This window comes from Corynebacterium sp. H78 (assembly GCF_037572275.1).
GTDB lineage: Bacteria > Actinomycetota > Actinomycetes > Mycobacteriales > Mycobacteriaceae > Corynebacterium.
Genome location: NZ_JBBHKX010000005.1, coordinates 175,154 through 192,472, shown reverse-complemented (window position 1 = coordinate 192,472; position 17,319 = coordinate 175,154). Strand labels below are relative to the sequence as shown.

Below are 17,319 nucleotides of genomic sequence, written 5' to 3'. Positions count from 1 at the left end.
GTTTTCAAAAGCTGCAATTCCGCTGCCAATCATCATGAATGTTGTTAGTCTGACAGCCATGAATTTGTCGCCATCGCTCACTTTGCGTTTCCTTGCTGCACCCACTGACGTACTAAATGCAGGCACCAATAGTGTGCATGGAGGGCGAGTATTGCAGTGGATCGATAAGGCTGCATACGCGTGCGCTTCGCAGTGGTGCGGAACGTACTGCGTAACGGCGTATTTCGGCCATATTCACTTCACACGGCCCATTCCGAGTGGCCATATCGTTGAGGTTCGCTCGAAGATTGCGTATACCGGTCGCACATCGATGCACATTGTGAATGAGGTGCTGTCGGCAGATCCGCGTGACGGCAAGTTCACGCGAGCTGCAGACTGCGTAGTCATCTTCGTTGCGATGGACGAGAACCGGAAGCCGACGGAGGTGCCAAAATGGGAGCCCGAGACCGAAGAAGAAAAGCGCGTGCAGGAAGCTGCGTTGTCGCGTTTTGATCTTCGTCGCGATATCGAGGCGTCAATGCGTGCTCAGACTTACTCCGCGGATTCTTCTGCCCCAGAAATGACGACTCGGTTCTTGGCTAAGCCGACCGACATCAACTGGGGTGGCAATGTGCACGGTGGCACCGCAATGGAATGGATTGACGAAGCCGCAACAGCTGTCACGACCAACTGGTCGGGGCGCCAAACAATCGCGGTGTACGCGGGTGGTATTCGCTTCTACAAGCCAATCCACATTGGTGATCTCGTAGAGGTTCGAGCACGCGTTTTGCGCACCGGCACCACGTCCATGCATCTCAGCGTCCACGTGCATTCGGGAGAGCCTCGCAAGGGCCGTGGTGGCCTGGAACTCGCGTTGCATTCGTCGATGACATACGTGGCTATTGACGATGATTTCAATCCGCAACCTGTTCCACACTTCACTCCGGTCACGGATGAAGATAAGCGCCTCGAAGCACACGACCTGTCCCTCAAGGCGCTGCGCGACAGGTACCAGCCACTGCCGCTGGTTCTGCCAGAGAAGGCTTAGAGCTCGTCGACCAGATTCTGTACGCGCTGGTCAATTTCATCGCGAAGCAGGTCCATGCGCCCGTCACCGTGGATGCCACGAAGTGACGGCTCGTCGACTTCCCATCGTTCGACGCTGGTCTTCATGCCGTCGTACTGTGGAATCTCCGCGCCACCGACAACGATGACACGGTCAGCGGTAGCCATAACGTCGCCGTCAATAGCGGTTGGTTCACCGTTCGACATATCTGCTCCGATTCGGCTTAACGACGCTACCGACTCAGCATTAACTTCCGAACCGGGCTTAACGCCAGCCGAACGCACGTCAACCGAGTCACCAGCACGCAGTCGCATAATGGCTTCGGCCATTTGCGACTTCCCGCAGTTTGAGTTGCATAAAAAATAAATTAATGGTTTATTATTTTCACTATTTTGTGGTGTGCTACCTGCGTTTGCCATGTCTTAATCCTTCCGAGGGTAAGCACTATCCACCTTACATTTAGATTCTTGCCTAATCATGTCCAAGCGAGTACACCTGTTGAATATGAACGCCGAAAATATGACTCCCCTGATCATCACGTCCGAGGAGTCGTCGGGTGCAGATTTTTGCGCTTCAGATGGCGAAAAGCCACTGCAAATATTTCAGCCTGCCATCGCACAGCGCCTCGCAGAGAAGTTCCAACTTCTTGGCGATGCCACTCGTGTTCAGCTGCTCACAATTCTATCATTTGCAGAGGGCCAAGAAGTATGCGCCTGCCACCTCGCAGAAGCACTTGAGCTGACACCTGCAACTATTAGCCATCACATGAAACGCCTGGTCAAGGGTGGACTAGTGGCAGTGAACCGAAAAGGGCGATGGGCACATTATCAGCTTGTCCCCGAGGGTTTCGAGGCACTTCGGAATGTACTCGACCTCAGTTCCGAAGCTCCTCCGGGTGTCTTGGTGAACGCGCCGTTGTCTGCGCACAACTCCTAACGATCTAGCTTGCTCACGCGTGAGCTGCTGACAATCTTCTTCAGAACGAGCAGCGCGGAGGCAGCTCAACTCGCACCGATTACGTAAGAGGGGCGGGAAACCATTGCGGTTTCCCGCCCCTCTTTTCGGAGCTACACCTCGCATAGAGGCCGAGCTGTCGCTCTTAAGTGTTCTGCTTCATTTACTCTGCTTCAACAACCGAGTTGGCACCTGCAGCGTGAGCAAACAGCTTTGGCAATGTCGAACGCCATGCATCCTCTGCCTCCGCTACTGGAATCTCGAATTCAACAGCGCCTGCGGCACCAGACACCTTGATCACTGGCTCATCGGCTGCAACGACAGCGCCAATGCGTGTTGCCTTCACGCCAGTTGCTGCGGCGCGCTCCTCCAGCTTTGCTGCGTCTACTGCTGGCACTGCGACTAGCGCACGCGATGCAGATTCGGAAAACAGGGCGACGAATGCGTCGGAATGGACGTCGTCAAGAGTGGCCTCAACGCCGACACCGGCTTGAACTGCAGCCTCCACCAGTGCCTGGGCAAGACCGCCCTCGGAAAGGTCGCGGGCCGCAGAGACGAAATGCTTGCCTTCTGCCTCGATGGTGCCGTGGAAGAAATCAACGAGCTTCTCTTCGTTAGCCAAATCGATAGCAGGTGGCATACCACCAAGCGCGTTGTGGGCAACCTGCTGCCAAATGGAACCGCCAAGTTCGTCAGCAGTCTCACCGAGAACGTACAGCACCTCGTCCTCGACAGTGCCGAGACGGTTGGTGATGGTGTTCTCAACGTTGTCCATAATGCCCAGCACAGCAATCACTGGGGTAGGAAGAATTGGCTCGTCGCCAGTCTGGTTGTAGAAGGAAACGTTGCCGCCAGTTACTGGAACAGCGAGTTCCGCACAACCATCAGCAAGTCCACGGACAGCTTCCGCGAACTGCCACATTGCATCCGGATTCTCTGGGGAACCGAAGTTCATGCAGTTCGACACTGCGTATGGCTTAGCACCCGACACAGTGACGTTGCGGTGAGCTTCAGCCAGTGCCAGCTGCGCACCGGTGCGTGGATCCAGCTTTGTGTAACGACCCGAAGCGTCGGTGGACAGAGCAACACCACGGCCAGTTTCTTCGTTCACGCGAAGAACACCGGCATCTGCATCCTTGGCAGCGACAGTATTGCCACGAACGTAGCGGTCATACTGTTCGGTGATGTGCGCACGGGAGCACAGTGCTGGGGATGCTGCCATCTCCAGAACGGTCTTCCGCAGCTCTTCGCTTGACGACGGACGCGCCAGCTCAGGTTCAACCTGAAGCGCATCCTGCCACTCTGGACGAGCGTATGGACGGTGGTAGGTCGGACCTTCATCAGCGATGGTCTTCGGCGGAGCGTCGACAACAGTCTTGCCATCGTGAGTGATGACCAGATTGGTGTTCTCGGTGACTTCACCAATGTCGGATGCGATGACGTCCCACTTGGCGCAGATAGCCATGAACTCGTCCATGTCTTCTGGGCGCACAATTGCACACATGCGCTCCTGGGACTCGGACGACAGGATCTCTGCTGCACTCATGTTTTCGGCGCGAAGATGGACATTGTCCAGGTTCACGGCCATGCCGTTGTCGCCGGATGCTGCAAGTTCGGAAACAGCACAGGACAGGCCTGCGCCACCGAGGTCCTGAATGCCGACCACAACGCCAGCCTTGTATAGGTCGAGGCAGCATTCGATGAGGACCTTCTCAGCAAATGGGTCGCCGACCTGTACCGCTGGAAGCTTGCGCTCTGCTCCTTCTTCGAAAGTGTCCGAAGCAAGAACAGATACGCCACCGATACCGTCCAGACCGGTGCGGGAACCGAACAGAACGACGCGGTTACCGGTACCGGTTGCGAAAGCCAGATGCAGGTCTTCCTTCGGAAGTACACCAACGCACAGTGCGTTCACGAGTGGGTTGCCAGCGTACGACTCGTCAAAGACAGTCTCGCCACCGATGTTTGGCAAACCGAGGCAGTTGCCGTAGCCACCGACACCTGAGACAACACCAGGCAAAACGCGCTGGGTGTCTGGCGCATCAGCTGCACCGAAACGCAGCTGATCCATCACTGCTACTGGGCGTGCACCCATAGCCATGATGTCGCGGACAATGCCACCGACGCCGGTTGCTGCGCCCTGGTACGGCTCGACGTACGACGGGTGGTTGTGGGACTCGACCTTGAAGGTCACGGCCCAGTCATCTCCGATGTCGACAACACCGGCGTTTTCGCCGATGCCTGCGAGCATCTTCGACTTCATTTCGTCTGTGGTGGTTTCGCCGAAGTAGCGAAGGTGCACCTTCGAGGACTTGTACGAGCAGTGCTCAGACCACATAACGGAATACATGGCGAGCTCTGCATCAGTTGGACGACGACCCAGGATCTCGCGGATGCGCTGGTATTCATCTTCCTTCAGACCAAGTTCAGCCCATGGCTGTTCCAGATCTGGGGAGGCAGCTGCTGCCTCAACGGTGTCGTCATGCACCGTGTACTCGGAGTTAGTTTCAGACATGTACGTTCTCGACTTCCCTGCTTCTACGCACCGATTGTGCCGACGACGGACAAGAAGAGCTCCAGGCCATCCAGCGATGGACCAGTCAGCTTTTCGACAGCATGCTCTGGGTGTGGCATGAGACCAACAACGCGACCATTCTTGCTAGTAACACCAGCAATCGAGTTGATAGAACCATTGAAGTTGTCGGTGTAGCGGAACACTACGCGACCTTCTTCTTCCAGTTCCTTAATAGTCTCTGGCGCTGCCTGGAATCGACCTTCACCATGTTTTGCTGGGATGAGGATCTTCTGCCCAACCTCAAAACGGTTGGTCCACGCAGTTTCGTTGTTTGCAACTTCCAAGTACGTATCGACGCAGTGGAAATGCAGTGCTTCATTGCGAGTCAAAGCACCTGGCAGCAGACCCGACTCCGTCAGGATCTGGAAACCATTGCAGATACCCAGTACTGGCATGCCACCTTCCGCAGCACCAATCACGGACTGCATGACGGGTGCCAGTGCGGAGATAGCACCGGAGCGCAAGTAGTCGCCGTACGAGAATCCACCAGGGACAACTACTGCATCTACAGACTTCAGATCGGCATCGGCGTGCCACAGCTCTACTGGCTCTGCGCCAGCAAGGCGAACTGCGCGCAACGCGTCGACGTCATCAAGAGTGCCGGGGAAAGTGATGACGCCAATCTTGGCGGTCACTTGGCTTCCTCGCGGACAACTTCGTAATCTTCAATAACCGTATTTGCCAGCAGGGTTGCTGCCAGTCGGTCCAAGTCTGCGTCGGTGATAGACTCATCCACTTCCAATTCAAACCTCTTGCCCTGACGAACATCGGCGATTCCATTCACACCGATGCGCCCCAGCGCACGCTGGACGGCCTGCCCCTGAGGGTCGAGAATCTCGGCCTTGGGCATGACATTGACAACTACACGGGCCACGCTTTGCTCCTGGTTGCTCGGACTATCCCACCTGGTACACCGGCATGTGCCGGCTGTGGGCGATTCCTACGAGACCCACTTTACAAGGCCATGCGGATAACAACCCCACTGCAGTCTCTCGTAGCCGACCTATATGGTTAATGCATGACGAAAACCGCCCACGACGTTGAGGACAGTGCAACCACTCCCCGCACGTCAAAGCTCAAAAGGATCTCCATCCCGCCATGGCCGATCCTGCTGTTGAGCTTCGTCTTCATCTTTGGCGCGGTTTTCATTTTGTGGGGTCCAGTACGCCCCATGGCTTGGCGGATTGATCAGTTTCCGGCCACCAATCTGGAACGTCCACAGTGGCAGCAAAATATAACAAACGTCACGCGCCAACAGTTCTTAGACAAACCCGATGGTTCCCGCTACTTCGGTCCAACGTGCACCGATCAGATTTTGCCGGAGCCCACTCCGCAACCGGAACCCCCGCGTGACGGCGATTCGCCTGCACCCGACGTCGTAAAGAAGGAGTTTCCATACGACTGTGACGGCAAGTGGGATGCGGCGTTCGTGTCTTGGGTAATGAATGAGGTGGGCATGCCACTTGCGGAGCCGACACCTGAGGACCCATACGCGTGGTTGGAGCCGGATGTTGATCGCATGATCGAGCGCTTTCGGGCTAACGACGCGTTTCATGAGGAGCCTGATTTCATGCCACAGATTGGCGATATCGTCTTTTATGACGACCCATGGCCGCTAGGCAAGCACGTCAACTTCGTTGTTGATGTGCAGGGCGATCTGGTCACCGTAGGTGGTGACGAGGTCGGCGGCGTAGGCGTTGCGACGATGAAGCTCGCCCATCGAGGTGGCATTCTCGGCTTCGGCGCGACCGGCAAGTTCGAACGCCCAGCTGAGGCTGCCCCCGAGGCCGTTGTGGCCAATTAGAACTTGTGGGCTCCAGTTAGACTGGCAGATTCTCCTCGATGAGGTCGAGAAGATCGTCGTCTTCTGGATCCACCGTAGGGCGGAAACGGCCGATGATTTCACCGGAATCGCTGACCACAAACTTCTCGAAGTTCCACTTCACGTCGCCTGCTTCACCGTCGCTATCAGCAAACTCCGTGAGCTTCTTGTACAGCGGGTGTGCATCTGGCCCGTTGACTTCGACCTTGGAGAACATCGGGAACGAGACCCCGTATTCAGAGCTACAAAAGTCGGCGATGTCGTCATCGCTGCCTGGCTCTTGAGCACCAAACTGGTTGCAGGGGAAGCCAAGCACGAAGAAGCCACGCGCAGCATAATCCTGGAAAAGCCGTTCCAGACCTTCGTACTGGCTGGTCAAGCCACATTCGCTGGCGGTGTTTACTACCAACCAGACGTGCCCTGCCCAGTCTCCAAGTGTCGTGGTCTTACCGTCGATGGTGGTTACTTCAATGTTGTAAAGGTCGCTCATGGCTACCAAGTCTAGGCAGCGACGCGCAATGGCACCATGGCATGACCAGTCGGCTGCGCACCCGCGTCGAGCGCTCGGTCGACCATCTCCAGCGCGGCATCGCGAACCTTCGGCTCGCGCAGGCGAGTTGCTGACACCGACAGTCGAATTGGACGGTTGCTACGTACTGCCCGATCGATGGAATTGCGCATCGCTCGGCGCCACCAACCTGCGGCACCGAAACCTTCTCCCAGTGCCAACACACGAGTTGGATCTACCGCGCCGGTATCCAGGTCATGCACACCATGAAGATCCGCTGCAATGCGGAAACCCAAACCTGGCAGAGCCTCCAGCGTGCCTGGAGACATTGCCCACTTCGGTGGGGCGAACATGTCAGTCTCCAGCCCCAGCGCCTTCATCTGACGCGTCGCGGCCTTCAAACGCAGGTGCGCTTCATGCGCATCCAACGTTGAAAACTCGCCTAACCTGCCACGCACGGACTGGTCGAATCCAGCCAACAGTACTTCCGTGCCTTCTTCTTTACGACGACGCACCCAGTCCAATACTGCCGGAGCCTTACGCAAAGACCAGTCCTTACCCGCGTGCGGTGCTATGAGCAGCGCAGGGCTGACATCGCGCTTGTCCATCGCCGCGACGAACCTTGCTGCATCCAGCAACGTGGAATCCCGCAACCCCGACACCGATACAACAAGCGCTGGCGGATGTGGATGGAAGCCAGCGAGGTGAACGGATGGGTCGAGAGGCACTGGTGCGAGGGTCATGCCTATACAACATCACTATTTCGTTAAATCAAAGTAAAACCAAGGCTACGCTGCAGAAAACGATTGCATACCAATTGTTGTCTAGTTAATCTTTAGCAACTTAGTCGTTTGCAACGGAATCGGCGATATCCCAGTGAACAACGGCATCGAGAGGCAAACCCTTGCGCCATCCGAAGGCTTCGAGGTCGCGTTCTTTCGCCAAGTGTGTCACCGGCCCCAGGCATAACCAGCCAACGGGGCGGACAGGTGCTTCCACCCCGATGAAATCAGCGAGGAATTCTTCCTTGTAAAAACTCACCCAGCCCATGCCAATGCCTTCAGCGGTTGCCGCTAACCACAGATTCTGGATTGCCAGCGCAACTGACATCAATCCGGTGTCAGCGATGGTGTCGCGACCCAAGATGTTGGTGCCACCGCGCGTCGGATCGTACGTCACCACAATGCCGGTGCCAGCCGCTTCAATTCCTTCGATCCGAATCGGATTGAACGTATCTTTTCGTTCACCGTCGAGCTTTGCAGCAAAGTCATCACGACACTGTCCGACGTGCTGAGCAAACTCAGCCAATCGCGCCGGATCCTGCACAATGTGAAAATCCCACGGCTGAGTCAACCCCACCGAGGGTGCCGCGTGCGCAGCTTCCAGCACACGCATCAGCATGTCACGGTCGATAACCTCACCCGAGAACTCACGACGCACGTCACGACGACGAAAAATGTTGCGATAGACAGTAGCGACATCGTCGGGAAGCTCATTGAACCACTCCACTATGCAGCTCCTGCCGTGCGCAGAATCCAGGCGTACTGGAAAGCAGTTTCGCGCCACTTTTCATAGCGGCCAGACACACCACCGTGACCGGCAGACATTTCAGTCTTAAGGAGGAACTTTTCAGCGGGCTGGTCCGCACATACATCGCGAAGCTTGGCAATCCATTTCGCCGGCTCCACATACAGCACGCGGGTGTCGTTCAAGCTGGTGATCGCCAGGATCTTCGAATAATCCATCTCAGCCGTGATGTTCTCGTACGGGGCATACGACGCCATGTAGTCATATACCTGTGGGTCATGGAAAGGATCTCCCCACTCATCCCACTCGACCACAGTCAAAGGCAACTCTGGCATCAACATCGATGTCAGACAATCCACGAACGGTACAACCGCTTGAATACCGGCAAACCGGTCGCCCGCCATATTCGCTACCGCACCCATGAGCATGCCACCAGCGGAGCCACCGTTGGCAACCATCTGCTCGCGCGTGGTCCAACCGTGTTCCAGCAAGTAGTCGGCCACATCAATGAAGTCCGTAAAGGTGTTCTTCTTGGTCAGGCCATGACCGTGTTCCCACCACAGTCGCCCCATCTCTCCACCACCGCGCACATGCGCGATCACAAAGATCATGCCCCGATCCATCAGTGACAATCGAGCCACCGAAAAACCAGGATCCATCGATGCTTCATAGCTGCCGTATCCGTACAGCATCACTGGATTCGGCTTTGCGACGTCTACATCCTTGCGCCGCACCAATGACACGGGGATGTCAGTTCCGTCGTTCGCGGGTACCCACAAGCGCTCCGCGACATAATCATCCCGATTGAATTCGCCCAGTACCGGCTGTTCCTTCAGTAGTTCTCGCTCGCCGGTTGCAAGGTCAATCTGCCACAACTGTGATGGTGTCGTGAACGAGCCATACGAGTACCGAAGCACAGGAGTTTCCCACTCTGGATTCCCCGCAGTACCCGCGGTGTAAAGCTCCTCGTCAAACTGCATATCGACGAAATCCAGCGACTCGACATCGGCACCGACCGAGGTCAGTGCCAGCCGACCAATGCCGCCCTTGCGGTAACCCACGACGATGTGGTCGCTGAAACAATCCACACCTTCGATGCGGGTGCCGTCGTCATGCGGGATAAGTTCGATGAGCTGTTCTACGCTGTCGAATGAGCCCACCGGTGTCGTTGCCAAGGCGAAGTTCTCGCCAGTCATATTGTGCGTGACCAACCAATGGTCGCGCCCACCAATGACAGCGTGATCAACGTCGTATTCCACGCCCGTTTCACGAGGTCGTACGCAGGTTAGTTCACCGCATGGATCGCTGCAGTCGAGATACCAGCTTTCCGACGTGATCTTTGAGGCAGCCTCGATGATGAGGTACTTCTCGCTTCGGGTGGTGCCAACGCCGGTCCAGAAAGCTTCATCGGCTTCGTGGAAAACACGGACATCTTCGTCGGCAGGAGTGCCCACCTTGTGGCGCCACACGGAATCTGGACGCCACGCTTCGTCAACGCGCTGATAGAAGATCCATTCGTTGCCGACCCAGGTCGCGCCAGCTGCGATGCCTTCGAGAGTGTCGTCGTAAAGTTCGCCCGTAGCAAGGTTCTTGATGCGAAGGGTGTAGCGTTCATCGCCAACGACATCCGTGGAGTACGCGAGCAAGGTGCCATCGACGGACACTGAGGCAGCACCCAGCGAGAAGAAAGAGTGGCCTTCGGCGAGCTCATTTGCGTCGAGAATAATGTGCTCGCCGATCGCCTGCGTCTCTGCGCTGCCCGGCGCGCCCTCAGGAATCTGCGGAGGGATCCAATTGCCTGGTTCGGCAACAATACGGCAGCTCATGCCGTAGGACTTACCCTCGAGGGTGCGGGAGTAATACCACCAGTCGCCGGAGCGAACTGGCACCGACATGTCTGTTTCCTTCACTCGAGATTTGATCTCGGTGAAAATGCTTTCTTGGAGTTCTTTCAAGTCCGCCGTGTGCGCGTCGGTGTACGCATTTTCGGCATCGAGGTAGTCGATGACGTCGGGGTTTTCTTTATCCCGAAGCCACTCATAGTCATCGGTGAAGCTGCGACCATGGTGCGACCGAACTACCGGCCTTTTGTCTGCAACTGGTGCGGAAGTGCTGGCCGGTGAGTTGGCGGCGTTGGTCACGCAGGGGCTCCAATCCAATCTGAGAAACGACGTCCCGAAATACGCTCGTATGCTTCGATGTAGCGTTCGCGGGTTGCCTCGACGACACTACCTGGAAGCGCTGGCGGTGGGGTGCCAGATCCCTTGTCCCAACCAGACTTCGCAGAGGTCAGCCAGTTGCGGACATACTGCTTGTCGAAGCTTGGGTTGACCTGACCCTCGACGTGAGTGTCGGCCTGCCAGTAGCGGGAAGAGTCTGGGGTCAGGACTTCGTCAGCGAGGACCAGCGTGCCGTCGGTGTCGATTCCGAACTCGAACTTGGTGTCTGCCAAAATGATGCCCCGCTCCAGGGCGAGATCTGCCGCCTGCTTGTAGATGGACAAGGTGGCATCGCGAAGCTCGTTTGCACGCTCCTCGCCGAGGTCCTTGACAACACGGTCGAACGACACGTTCTCGTCATGGTCACCGATTTCAGCCTTCGTAGCTGGCGTGAAGATTGGCTCTGGGAGCTTAGAGCCTTCGGTCAAGCCTTCTGGCAGCTCAATGCCACAGACAGTGCCACTCTCGCGGTATTCAGCCAAGCCAGAACCGGTGAGGTAACCACGAGCAACGCACTCGAAAGGAACCATGTCGAGCTTCTTGCACACCAGTGCTCGGCCCAGAGATTCGGCGGGGATACGGTCATCGTCTGCTGGACCGGCGAGGTGATTCGGGAAATCGAGTTCATCGAAGAAGAACACACTCATCGCGGTCAGGACACGTCCCTTGTCGGGGATTGGAGTGTCCAGGATGTAGTCATATGCCGAAATACGGTCACTGACGACCATCAACAGAGTCTCGGAGTCAATCTCGTAAATCTCACGAACCTTGCCAGCGGCAAGATGACTGTACGAGGAAAGTTCAGGGCGCATGGCAAGACAGTGTAGACCCCATGTACTCTGAAGACCCTTTTAACCCAGTCATTCCCCCTAATGTGGAGTAATTACACCGATCTGTCACAAGTTCTCGCCATCGTTTAAGCGCCCCAATCCATCAGCATTGTTCTATAAAAAGTGAAAACCCGTGACAGTGCTCGGACAAGACAAGTAAGGTCTAATTTTAGTAATTCAAGTCACATGCGAGGGACCCGGAAGGTACCAATTCCATGACGAATCAGACCACCAATTCTTCTCTCCGCCGCGCTGTCATCGTCGGCGGCAACCGCATCCCATTCGCGCGTTCCAATAAGGAATATGCCAACGCATCGAACCAGGACATGCTCACCGCAGTTATCGACGGCCTCGTCGCTCGCTACGGACTCGCCGGCGAACGACTCGGTGTAGTTTCCGCTGGTGCAGTGCTCAAGCACTCCCGCGATTTCAATCTCACTCGCGAATGCGTTCTCGGCTCAGCATTGTCCCCTGCCACCCCAGCGTTCGATGTGCAGATGGCCTGTGCCACGGGCATGGAGGCCCTGAACTCGGTGTCAAACATGATCAAAATGGGGCAGATCGACTCCGCCATTGCTGGTGGCGTAGACACCACCTCGGATGCACCTATCGCCGTTAATGACCGTCTCCGCAAAATCCTGCTGGAAGCCAGCCGTAAGAAGAAGCCACTCGACATGGCGAAAGTATTCGCCAAGGTACGCCCCGCTGATCTTGCTCCCGAACCACCGTCAACGGGCGAACCTCGCACTGGCCTGTCCATGGGCGAGCATCAGGCACTGACCACTGCCAAGTGGGGCATCACCCGCCAGGAGCAGGACGAAATCGCAGCTGCGTCACACCAGAATCTTGCCCGCGCGTACGACGAAGGTTTCTTTGCCGACCTCATCACCCCATTCAACGGTGTCACCAAGGACACGAATATGCGCGGGGACTCGACCGTCGAAAAGCTGGGCAAGCTGAAGCCGGTATTCGGTCGCGGTCTCGACGTGGAACCAACGATGACCGCAGGCAACTCCACCCCGCTTACCGACGGTGCATCCGCCGTGCTGGTTTCTTCCGTGGAGTGGGCGCAAGAGCGTGGCCTGCCGGTCCTCGCAGATGTGGTGGATTCGGAAGCTGCGGCAGTTGACTTTGTTCATGGCGACGAAGGCTTGCTGATGGCGCCTGCCTACGCCGTGCCACGCCTGTTGGCCCGCAACGGCCTCTCATTCGATGACTTCGATTTCTTCGAGATCCACGAGGCTTTCGCTGCTACCGTCTGCGCCACCATGAAGGCGTGGGAGGACGAGGAATACTGCCGCGAGCGCCTCGGACTCGACCAGCCACTCGGTTCCATCCCACGCGAAAAGCTGAACGTCAATGGTTCGTCCTTGGCCTGCGGCCACCCATTTGCAGCAACTGGCGGTCGCATTACCGCATCGCTGGCAAAGATGCTGCGTGCCAAGGCTGACGAAACCGGCACCACCACTCGCGGACTTATTTCCGTATGTGCAGCAGGCGGCCAGGGTGTCGTCGCAATTCTTGAAGCACGCGTCTAGCCGCAATTCCGCATCGTTCTCAGTACTCAGAGCACTCACAGCAATCACAGCAATCACAGCAATCAGAGAACTTTCACTCACCACCAGGAGTCGTACACCATGGCCGATAAGTACCAAGAACTCGTAACCGGCGGTCCCCTCACTGGCTTTGCCAAGGCTGCGGGATTGCCACAGCCACCGCTTCTTCGCCGTCACAAGGTTGGCGATCCCCTCCTCCGCAACGACATCGTGTTGGTCACGGGCGAGGGTGCGGATGCAGACGCCGTCGCAAAGCAACTTACCGATTGGGGTTTGCACGTTCGTCGTGGCTCCGCCGCCGATGACAAGATCGGCGCAGTTGTACTAGTGCTGACCGAGGCGCAGCGCCCCACCGATTTGCAAGAACCAGTGCTCGCTGCGGCAGGTCACCTACGCAAGCTGGATAAAGGTGGCAGGTTTATCACCTTGTCCCGAGCAAAGGGCTCCACTGATGACGTAGCTGTCGAGGCAGCGCGTGGTGGTGTCGAGGGGCTTGTCCGTTCGATGGGCCACGAAGTTCGGGGTGGCTCGACTGCGAACGGCATTCTGCTGGATGGCGATGTCAACGTGCTGGCACCATCTGTCATCGCGTCGCTGCGGTTCTTCCTGTCGGGCCGTTCAGCGTTCGTGGATGGCCAGTTCCTCCGCGTCTCTTCCGAGAATGGCACGCTGCCAGCCGATTGGGATCAGCCACTCGCAGGCAAGGTCGCCGCTGTGACCGGCGCTGCACGTGGCATTGGTGCGGCTATTGCGAAGCAGCTTCACGACGACGGCGCGACCGTCATCGTCATCGATGTTCCTCAGGCCGGTGAAGCATTGTCGAAGGTTGCCAACGAGTTGGGTGGCCTCGCATTGCAGCTGGACATCACCTCCGCTGATGCGGGAAATCAGATCGCCGATGCGGCGATGAAGCGCTATGGCGCGCTGGACATTGTGATTCACAATGCAGGTATTACCCGCGACAAGATGCTTGCAAATATGGATGAAGCAAAGTGGGCTTCGGTCATTGCTGTGAACATCGAGGCACAGCTGACCATGAACGAGCAGCTGCTGGCTCATGAGGCATTTCAGAAGTCGCCACGTATCGCGTCGATGGCGTCCACGTCCGGTATTGCGGGCAACCGTGGCCAAACGAACTATGCGGCGTCCAAGGCCGGAGTCATCGCGATGGTTGAGGCATCAGCTGCCGAGTTCGAGCGCCGTGGTGGAAACATCAACGCAGTCGCGCCGGGCTTCATCGAGACGGATATGACCGCTGCGATTCCATTCGTGAATCGTCAGGTCGCGCGTCGCGTGAATTCCTTGCAGCAGGGCGGGCAGCCTGGCGATGTTGCCCAGGCTATTTCCTTCCTCGTCTCCGATCAGGCTCTCGGTGTCAATGGCCATGTGCTTCGTGTGTGCGGCCAGAACATCGTGGGCGCTTAGCCGATGCTCTGTCGCGTATTGAACTTCCGAAAGGAGTTTCTCCATGGTTAAAACCTTGAAGGCCATTCCGTCGCTGGGCCCTCTCTATGCGAAGGCTGCTGCGGGCTCCGCAAAGAAGCGCCCTACGTCCACCGACGTAAAGGTGCCAATGCTCGCGGTGCATAACGTGGCAGTGTCGCGTTCTCGCGACGATAAGTTCCGCGATCTCGTCGGAGCTAGGACTGCAAGCGGTCTCGGTGTCGATGAGGCATTTTTCGGCCATGTCCATGCCCTGCTCATGCCAGTGCAAATGGAACTCATGGCTGCCGATGACTTCCCACTGCCCATGATGGGACTCATTCACACGTCGAACACCTACCGCCGTCTCGGTGCCGTAGAACTCGGCTCGACTGTCGACATCGAGGTCTCCATTCGGGAATTCCGCGCCCACCGCGCAGGAACCGAGGTAGTACTGGTTTCCACCGTCCGAGCTTCGCGTGACGACGACACCCACGAAGCAGCCACTCCAGAAAACACAGTGCTGCCGGAGATTCTCGTGGAAGAGGAATCCGTCTACCTGGCGAAGGGCGTGCGCTTGAAGGATGCCGCCGGGTTTGACGACGTCGAGAAGCAGCGCGCAGCTGGAGGGAACACTTGGCGTGAGTTGTTCGCTCCCCCGCTGCCAACTGCGCAATGGAAGCTAGCGAAGGATGTGGGGCGTCGCTGGGCTGCCGTATCCGGAGACTGGAACCCGATTCACATCAATGGTGTGGCAGCGCGGGCATTGGGTATGCCAGGAGTGATTGCGCATGGCATGTTTACGGCATCGAAGGCACTGGCTTCCTCTGATGTTCCTGCTGGTGAGCCATATGAGTTCGCCATTGACTTCGCGACCCCGGTCGTACTGCCAGCGTCAGTAATGCTGTCGATTACTCGTGCTGGTGAAGTTGCTGAGGGCACGGGAGCCGCAGGTGCTGGCGCTGCTGGTGCTGGCGTTGGCGTTGCTGATGCAGCGGATGCCCGCGGTGGCATGGACATTGTGGCATGGAATCGCAAGAAGAAGCGACCACACTTCACAGCGACCGTACGGGACATTTAGCGCACCTAATGCGTTGCGTGAACTTCGCGCAACGCCGGGATAGGGCCCACGCCAAAACGATCCACAACCATCCACAACCAGCCACCCGGCCAACCGACCCCCTGCCACCCCAGCTACGCCAGTCACCCCAGTCACATCGCCGCGACAACCAAAGCCGGCCGAAGCTGGGCCGAACGCTCCCAACTAGTCCAGCATCTCCATGACAAGATCGCGCACTTCCGGCACTTCGGTCACTCCATGCCCAAACAGGAAGTGCTTCGCGCCGGGCACCTCGACTGTTCGCACCGTCGTGTCCGTTCCCTCAACCGCCGCTTCCCAGCGCTTCGCCATCTCTTGGGGATTATGGATAGGCACCACGGGATCCTCGTCGGAGTGCACGATTGCAACATGACGAGTCCGACGCGCCACGCCGTCACTGTCAGCACCTTCACCGACGAAGCCATCGACCTCGGGAATTGCCTCAACCTTTTTGTCGAATGCCGTCACAAAAACAAGACCACGTGGCTTGTCTTCAGGGTGGTGCTCGATGTGGGAGATCGTCGCAACGCAACCAAGAGAATGCGCCACCACGATCGCATCATCCACAGAACCGACCTGTTCTTCGAGCGCCCGCTCCCACTCCGCGCGATCCGGATTCTTCGGCGACGGCAACGCAACCCGAGTCACCGGCAGACCAGCAGCGACCAGTTCATTTGCTAGCCACGGGTACCAGTGTTTCTCGGGGTAACCGCCGAAACCGTGCACGATTACGACACGACGCAAGCCAGCCAAGTCACGGCCATTCGGCGCGCGACCACCTAGTGTTTCTTCCAGTTCAGGGTGCGCTGCGAGGTATCCCTCTGGGACATCAGTGATTTCCGGATTCGTCATAGTGCAAACATATGTCGCAGATCACAGTTCCGTGGTGAAAACAAACGGATTTGAGTTGAATCAGGCGGATCCTCACCACGTCGCGGTGTCAGGATTGACACCATGCGCCCGCGCATCCGCCTCGATAGCTGCGACCAGCCACTCGACTGCACCTGGCACGCCTCCCTTGTCTTCGGATTCATATGCCTCGCGGAACCGCGAATCCGCGAGATACATCCTGGCCAAGCACACTTGCCGAGCATGTCCACACTCATAGTGTTTTTCAATCCCCGCTCGGTGCTTCGCCGAAATCTCACGCCCCTGCTCCGAGTCCGGGTTCGTGCCCGCGCGGACGGCTTCCGCAAGTGCTGCGACCAGCGCGTCCTGGTCTGCGTACATCTGCGCCCATTCGTCTTTCGTACGGTTCGCGTTGCGACGAGCGGACTCCGCGAATTCATCCGAGTCACCCCAGCGCTGCTCCGCTTCGTCAGCCCAGTCTTGTCGCCAGCCTCCGCCAAACTTTTCGGCTGCATCGCGGGCAGTCATCTTCTTATCCATGTCAATTGCCTCCAGAAGATTGTCGACTACGTCGATCATTCGGTGCAGATGCGAGGCACGTTCTTTCAGCAGGTGTCGCTGCCGAATGAGATGGTCTCGAGGATTAGTGGCACCGTCGACAAGTGTTTTGACTTCGTCGAGCGGAACACCGATTTCCCGATACACCAAGATCTGTTGGGCACGCTCGATATCAGCATCGAGGTAGAGACGATGGCCTGCTGCCGTGCGCCAGCTGGGCACGAGCAGTCCGATGGAATCCCAATGACGCAATGTTCGTGCTGTCACGCCAAGAACATCTGCGGCTTCACCTACCGTGAGCTCAGAGCCATCTGTGTAATCAATCTCTGTGTCTCGCATGAGACCAGTTCACTCC

Annotated in this window: 17 protein-coding genes; 6 read left to right on the top strand and 11 right to left on the bottom strand. The window is 57.3% G+C overall.

The window, feature by feature from the left end; genetic code table 11:
- Positions 1-58: 58 nt before the first annotated feature.
- Positions 59-1,027, top strand: a complete 969-nt coding sequence (locus WG934_RS09335) for an acyl-CoA thioesterase (protein WP_339979997.1) — start codon at positions 59-61, stop codon at positions 1,025-1,027.
- Here the strand turns inward: WG934_RS09335 and WG934_RS09330 are convergent.
- Positions 1,024-1,464 (bottom strand): arsenate-mycothiol transferase ArsC, encoded by a 441-nt coding sequence (locus tag WG934_RS09330; protein WP_339979996.1) that lies wholly within the window; start codon positions 1,462-1,464, stop codon positions 1,024-1,026. The genes WG934_RS09335 and WG934_RS09330 overlap by 4 nt on opposite strands.
- An 85-nt stretch (positions 1,465-1,549) precedes the next feature.
- Here WG934_RS09330 and WG934_RS09325 point away from each other — a divergent pair, with 85 nt between their 5' ends.
- On the top strand, positions 1,550-1,981 hold the full coding sequence (locus WG934_RS09325) for an ArsR/SmtB family transcription factor (RefSeq protein ID WP_339979995.1): 432 nt from the start codon (positions 1,550-1,552) through the stop codon (positions 1,979-1,981).
- Between the two features lie 181 nt (positions 1,982-2,162).
- On the opposite strand, the gene purL is transcribed toward WG934_RS09325, so the two are convergent.
- Genes purL through purS form a run of 3 tightly spaced genes read right to left on the bottom strand, consistent with a single transcriptional unit; the run spans position 2,163 to position 5,448 of the window.
- The gene (gene purL / locus WG934_RS09320) at positions 2,163-4,514 is read right to left on the bottom strand and encodes a phosphoribosylformylglycinamidine synthase subunit PurL (protein ID WP_339989872.1); all 2,352 of its coding nucleotides are present in this window, start codon (positions 4,512-4,514) and stop codon (positions 2,163-2,165) included.
- Positions 4,515-4,537: 23 nt separating this feature from the next.
- A complete protein-coding gene (gene purQ / locus WG934_RS09315) occupies positions 4,538-5,209 on the bottom strand; it encodes a phosphoribosylformylglycinamidine synthase subunit PurQ (RefSeq protein WP_339989871.1) in 672 nt (223 codons plus the stop codon).
- Positions 5,206-5,448: a phosphoribosylformylglycinamidine synthase subunit PurS gene (gene purS / locus WG934_RS09310; RefSeq protein ID WP_339979991.1), complete on the bottom strand. Its 243-nt coding sequence runs from the start codon at positions 5,446-5,448 to the stop codon at positions 5,206-5,208. Before purS ends, purQ begins: the two co-directional genes overlap by 4 nt.
- Positions 5,449-5,592: 144 nt before the next feature.
- On the opposite strand from purS, the gene WG934_RS09305 reads away from it, so the two are divergent.
- Positions 5,593-6,378 carry a CHAP domain-containing protein gene (locus WG934_RS09305; RefSeq protein WP_339989870.1) on the top strand — a complete coding sequence of 262 codons (786 nt, stop codon included), beginning with the start codon at positions 5,593-5,595 and terminating at the stop codon, positions 6,376-6,378.
- A 16-nt stretch (positions 6,379-6,394) separates the two neighbouring features.
- Here the strand turns inward: WG934_RS09305 and WG934_RS09300 are convergent, their stop codons facing one another.
- From WG934_RS09300 to WG934_RS09280, 5 genes are all read right to left on the bottom strand, one after another.
- Complete coding sequence (locus WG934_RS09300; RefSeq protein ID WP_339979989.1) at positions 6,395-6,886, bottom strand: glutathione peroxidase; 492 nt, start codon at positions 6,884-6,886, stop codon at positions 6,395-6,397.
- Between the two features lie 11 nt (positions 6,887-6,897).
- Positions 6,898-7,647 (bottom strand): polysaccharide deacetylase family protein, encoded by a 750-nt coding sequence (locus tag WG934_RS09295; RefSeq protein WP_339989869.1) that lies wholly within the window; start codon positions 7,645-7,647, stop codon positions 6,898-6,900.
- A 100-nt stretch (positions 7,648-7,747) separates the two neighbouring features.
- The gene (bluB, locus tag WG934_RS09290) at positions 7,748-8,413 is read right to left on the bottom strand and encodes a 5,6-dimethylbenzimidazole synthase (protein WP_339989867.1); all 666 of its coding nucleotides are present in this window, start codon (positions 8,411-8,413) and stop codon (positions 7,748-7,750) included.
- On the bottom strand, positions 8,413-10,572 hold the full coding sequence (locus tag WG934_RS09285) for a S9 family peptidase (protein WP_339989866.1): 2,160 nt from the start codon (positions 10,570-10,572) through the stop codon (positions 8,413-8,415). Before WG934_RS09285 ends, bluB begins: the two co-directional genes overlap by 1 nt.
- Positions 10,569-11,462, bottom strand: a complete 894-nt coding sequence (locus WG934_RS09280) for a phosphoribosylaminoimidazolesuccinocarboxamide synthase (RefSeq protein ID WP_339979983.1) — start codon at positions 11,460-11,462, stop codon at positions 10,569-10,571. The genes WG934_RS09285 and WG934_RS09280 overlap by 4 nt, the downstream gene beginning before the upstream one ends.
- A gap of 233 nt (positions 11,463-11,695) precedes the next feature.
- On the opposite strand from WG934_RS09280, the gene WG934_RS09275 reads away from it, so the two are divergent.
- The 3 genes from WG934_RS09275 (at position 11,696) to WG934_RS09265 (ending at position 15,539) form a co-directional block, all read left to right on the top strand.
- The gene (locus tag WG934_RS09275) at positions 11,696-13,018 is read left to right on the top strand and encodes an acetyl-CoA C-acetyltransferase (protein WP_339989865.1); all 1,323 of its coding nucleotides are present in this window, start codon (positions 11,696-11,698) and stop codon (positions 13,016-13,018) included.
- Between the two features lie 99 nt (positions 13,019-13,117).
- A complete protein-coding gene (locus WG934_RS09270) occupies positions 13,118-14,461 on the top strand; it encodes a 3-oxoacyl-ACP reductase (protein ID WP_339989864.1) in 1,344 nt (447 codons plus the stop codon).
- Positions 14,462-14,504: 43 nt separating this feature from the next.
- Positions 14,505-15,539 carry a MaoC/PaaZ C-terminal domain-containing protein gene (locus WG934_RS09265; protein WP_339989863.1) on the top strand — a complete coding sequence of 345 codons (1,035 nt, stop codon included), beginning with the start codon at positions 14,505-14,507 and terminating at the stop codon, positions 15,537-15,539.
- 183 nt (positions 15,540-15,722) lie between these two features.
- Here WG934_RS09265 and WG934_RS09260 read toward each other — a convergent pair whose 3' ends face one another.
- Both WG934_RS09260 and WG934_RS09255 read right to left on the bottom strand, forming a co-directional pair.
- Positions 15,723-16,409: an RBBP9/YdeN family alpha/beta hydrolase gene (locus WG934_RS09260; protein ID WP_339989862.1), complete on the bottom strand. Its 687-nt coding sequence runs from the start codon at positions 16,407-16,409 to the stop codon at positions 15,723-15,725.
- A gap of 72 nt (positions 16,410-16,481) precedes the next feature.
- Positions 16,482-17,303, bottom strand: coding sequence for a MerR family transcriptional regulator (locus WG934_RS09255; protein WP_339989861.1), 822 nt, complete (start codon positions 17,301-17,303; stop codon positions 16,482-16,484).
- Between the last annotated feature and the right edge of the window lie 16 nt (positions 17,304-17,319).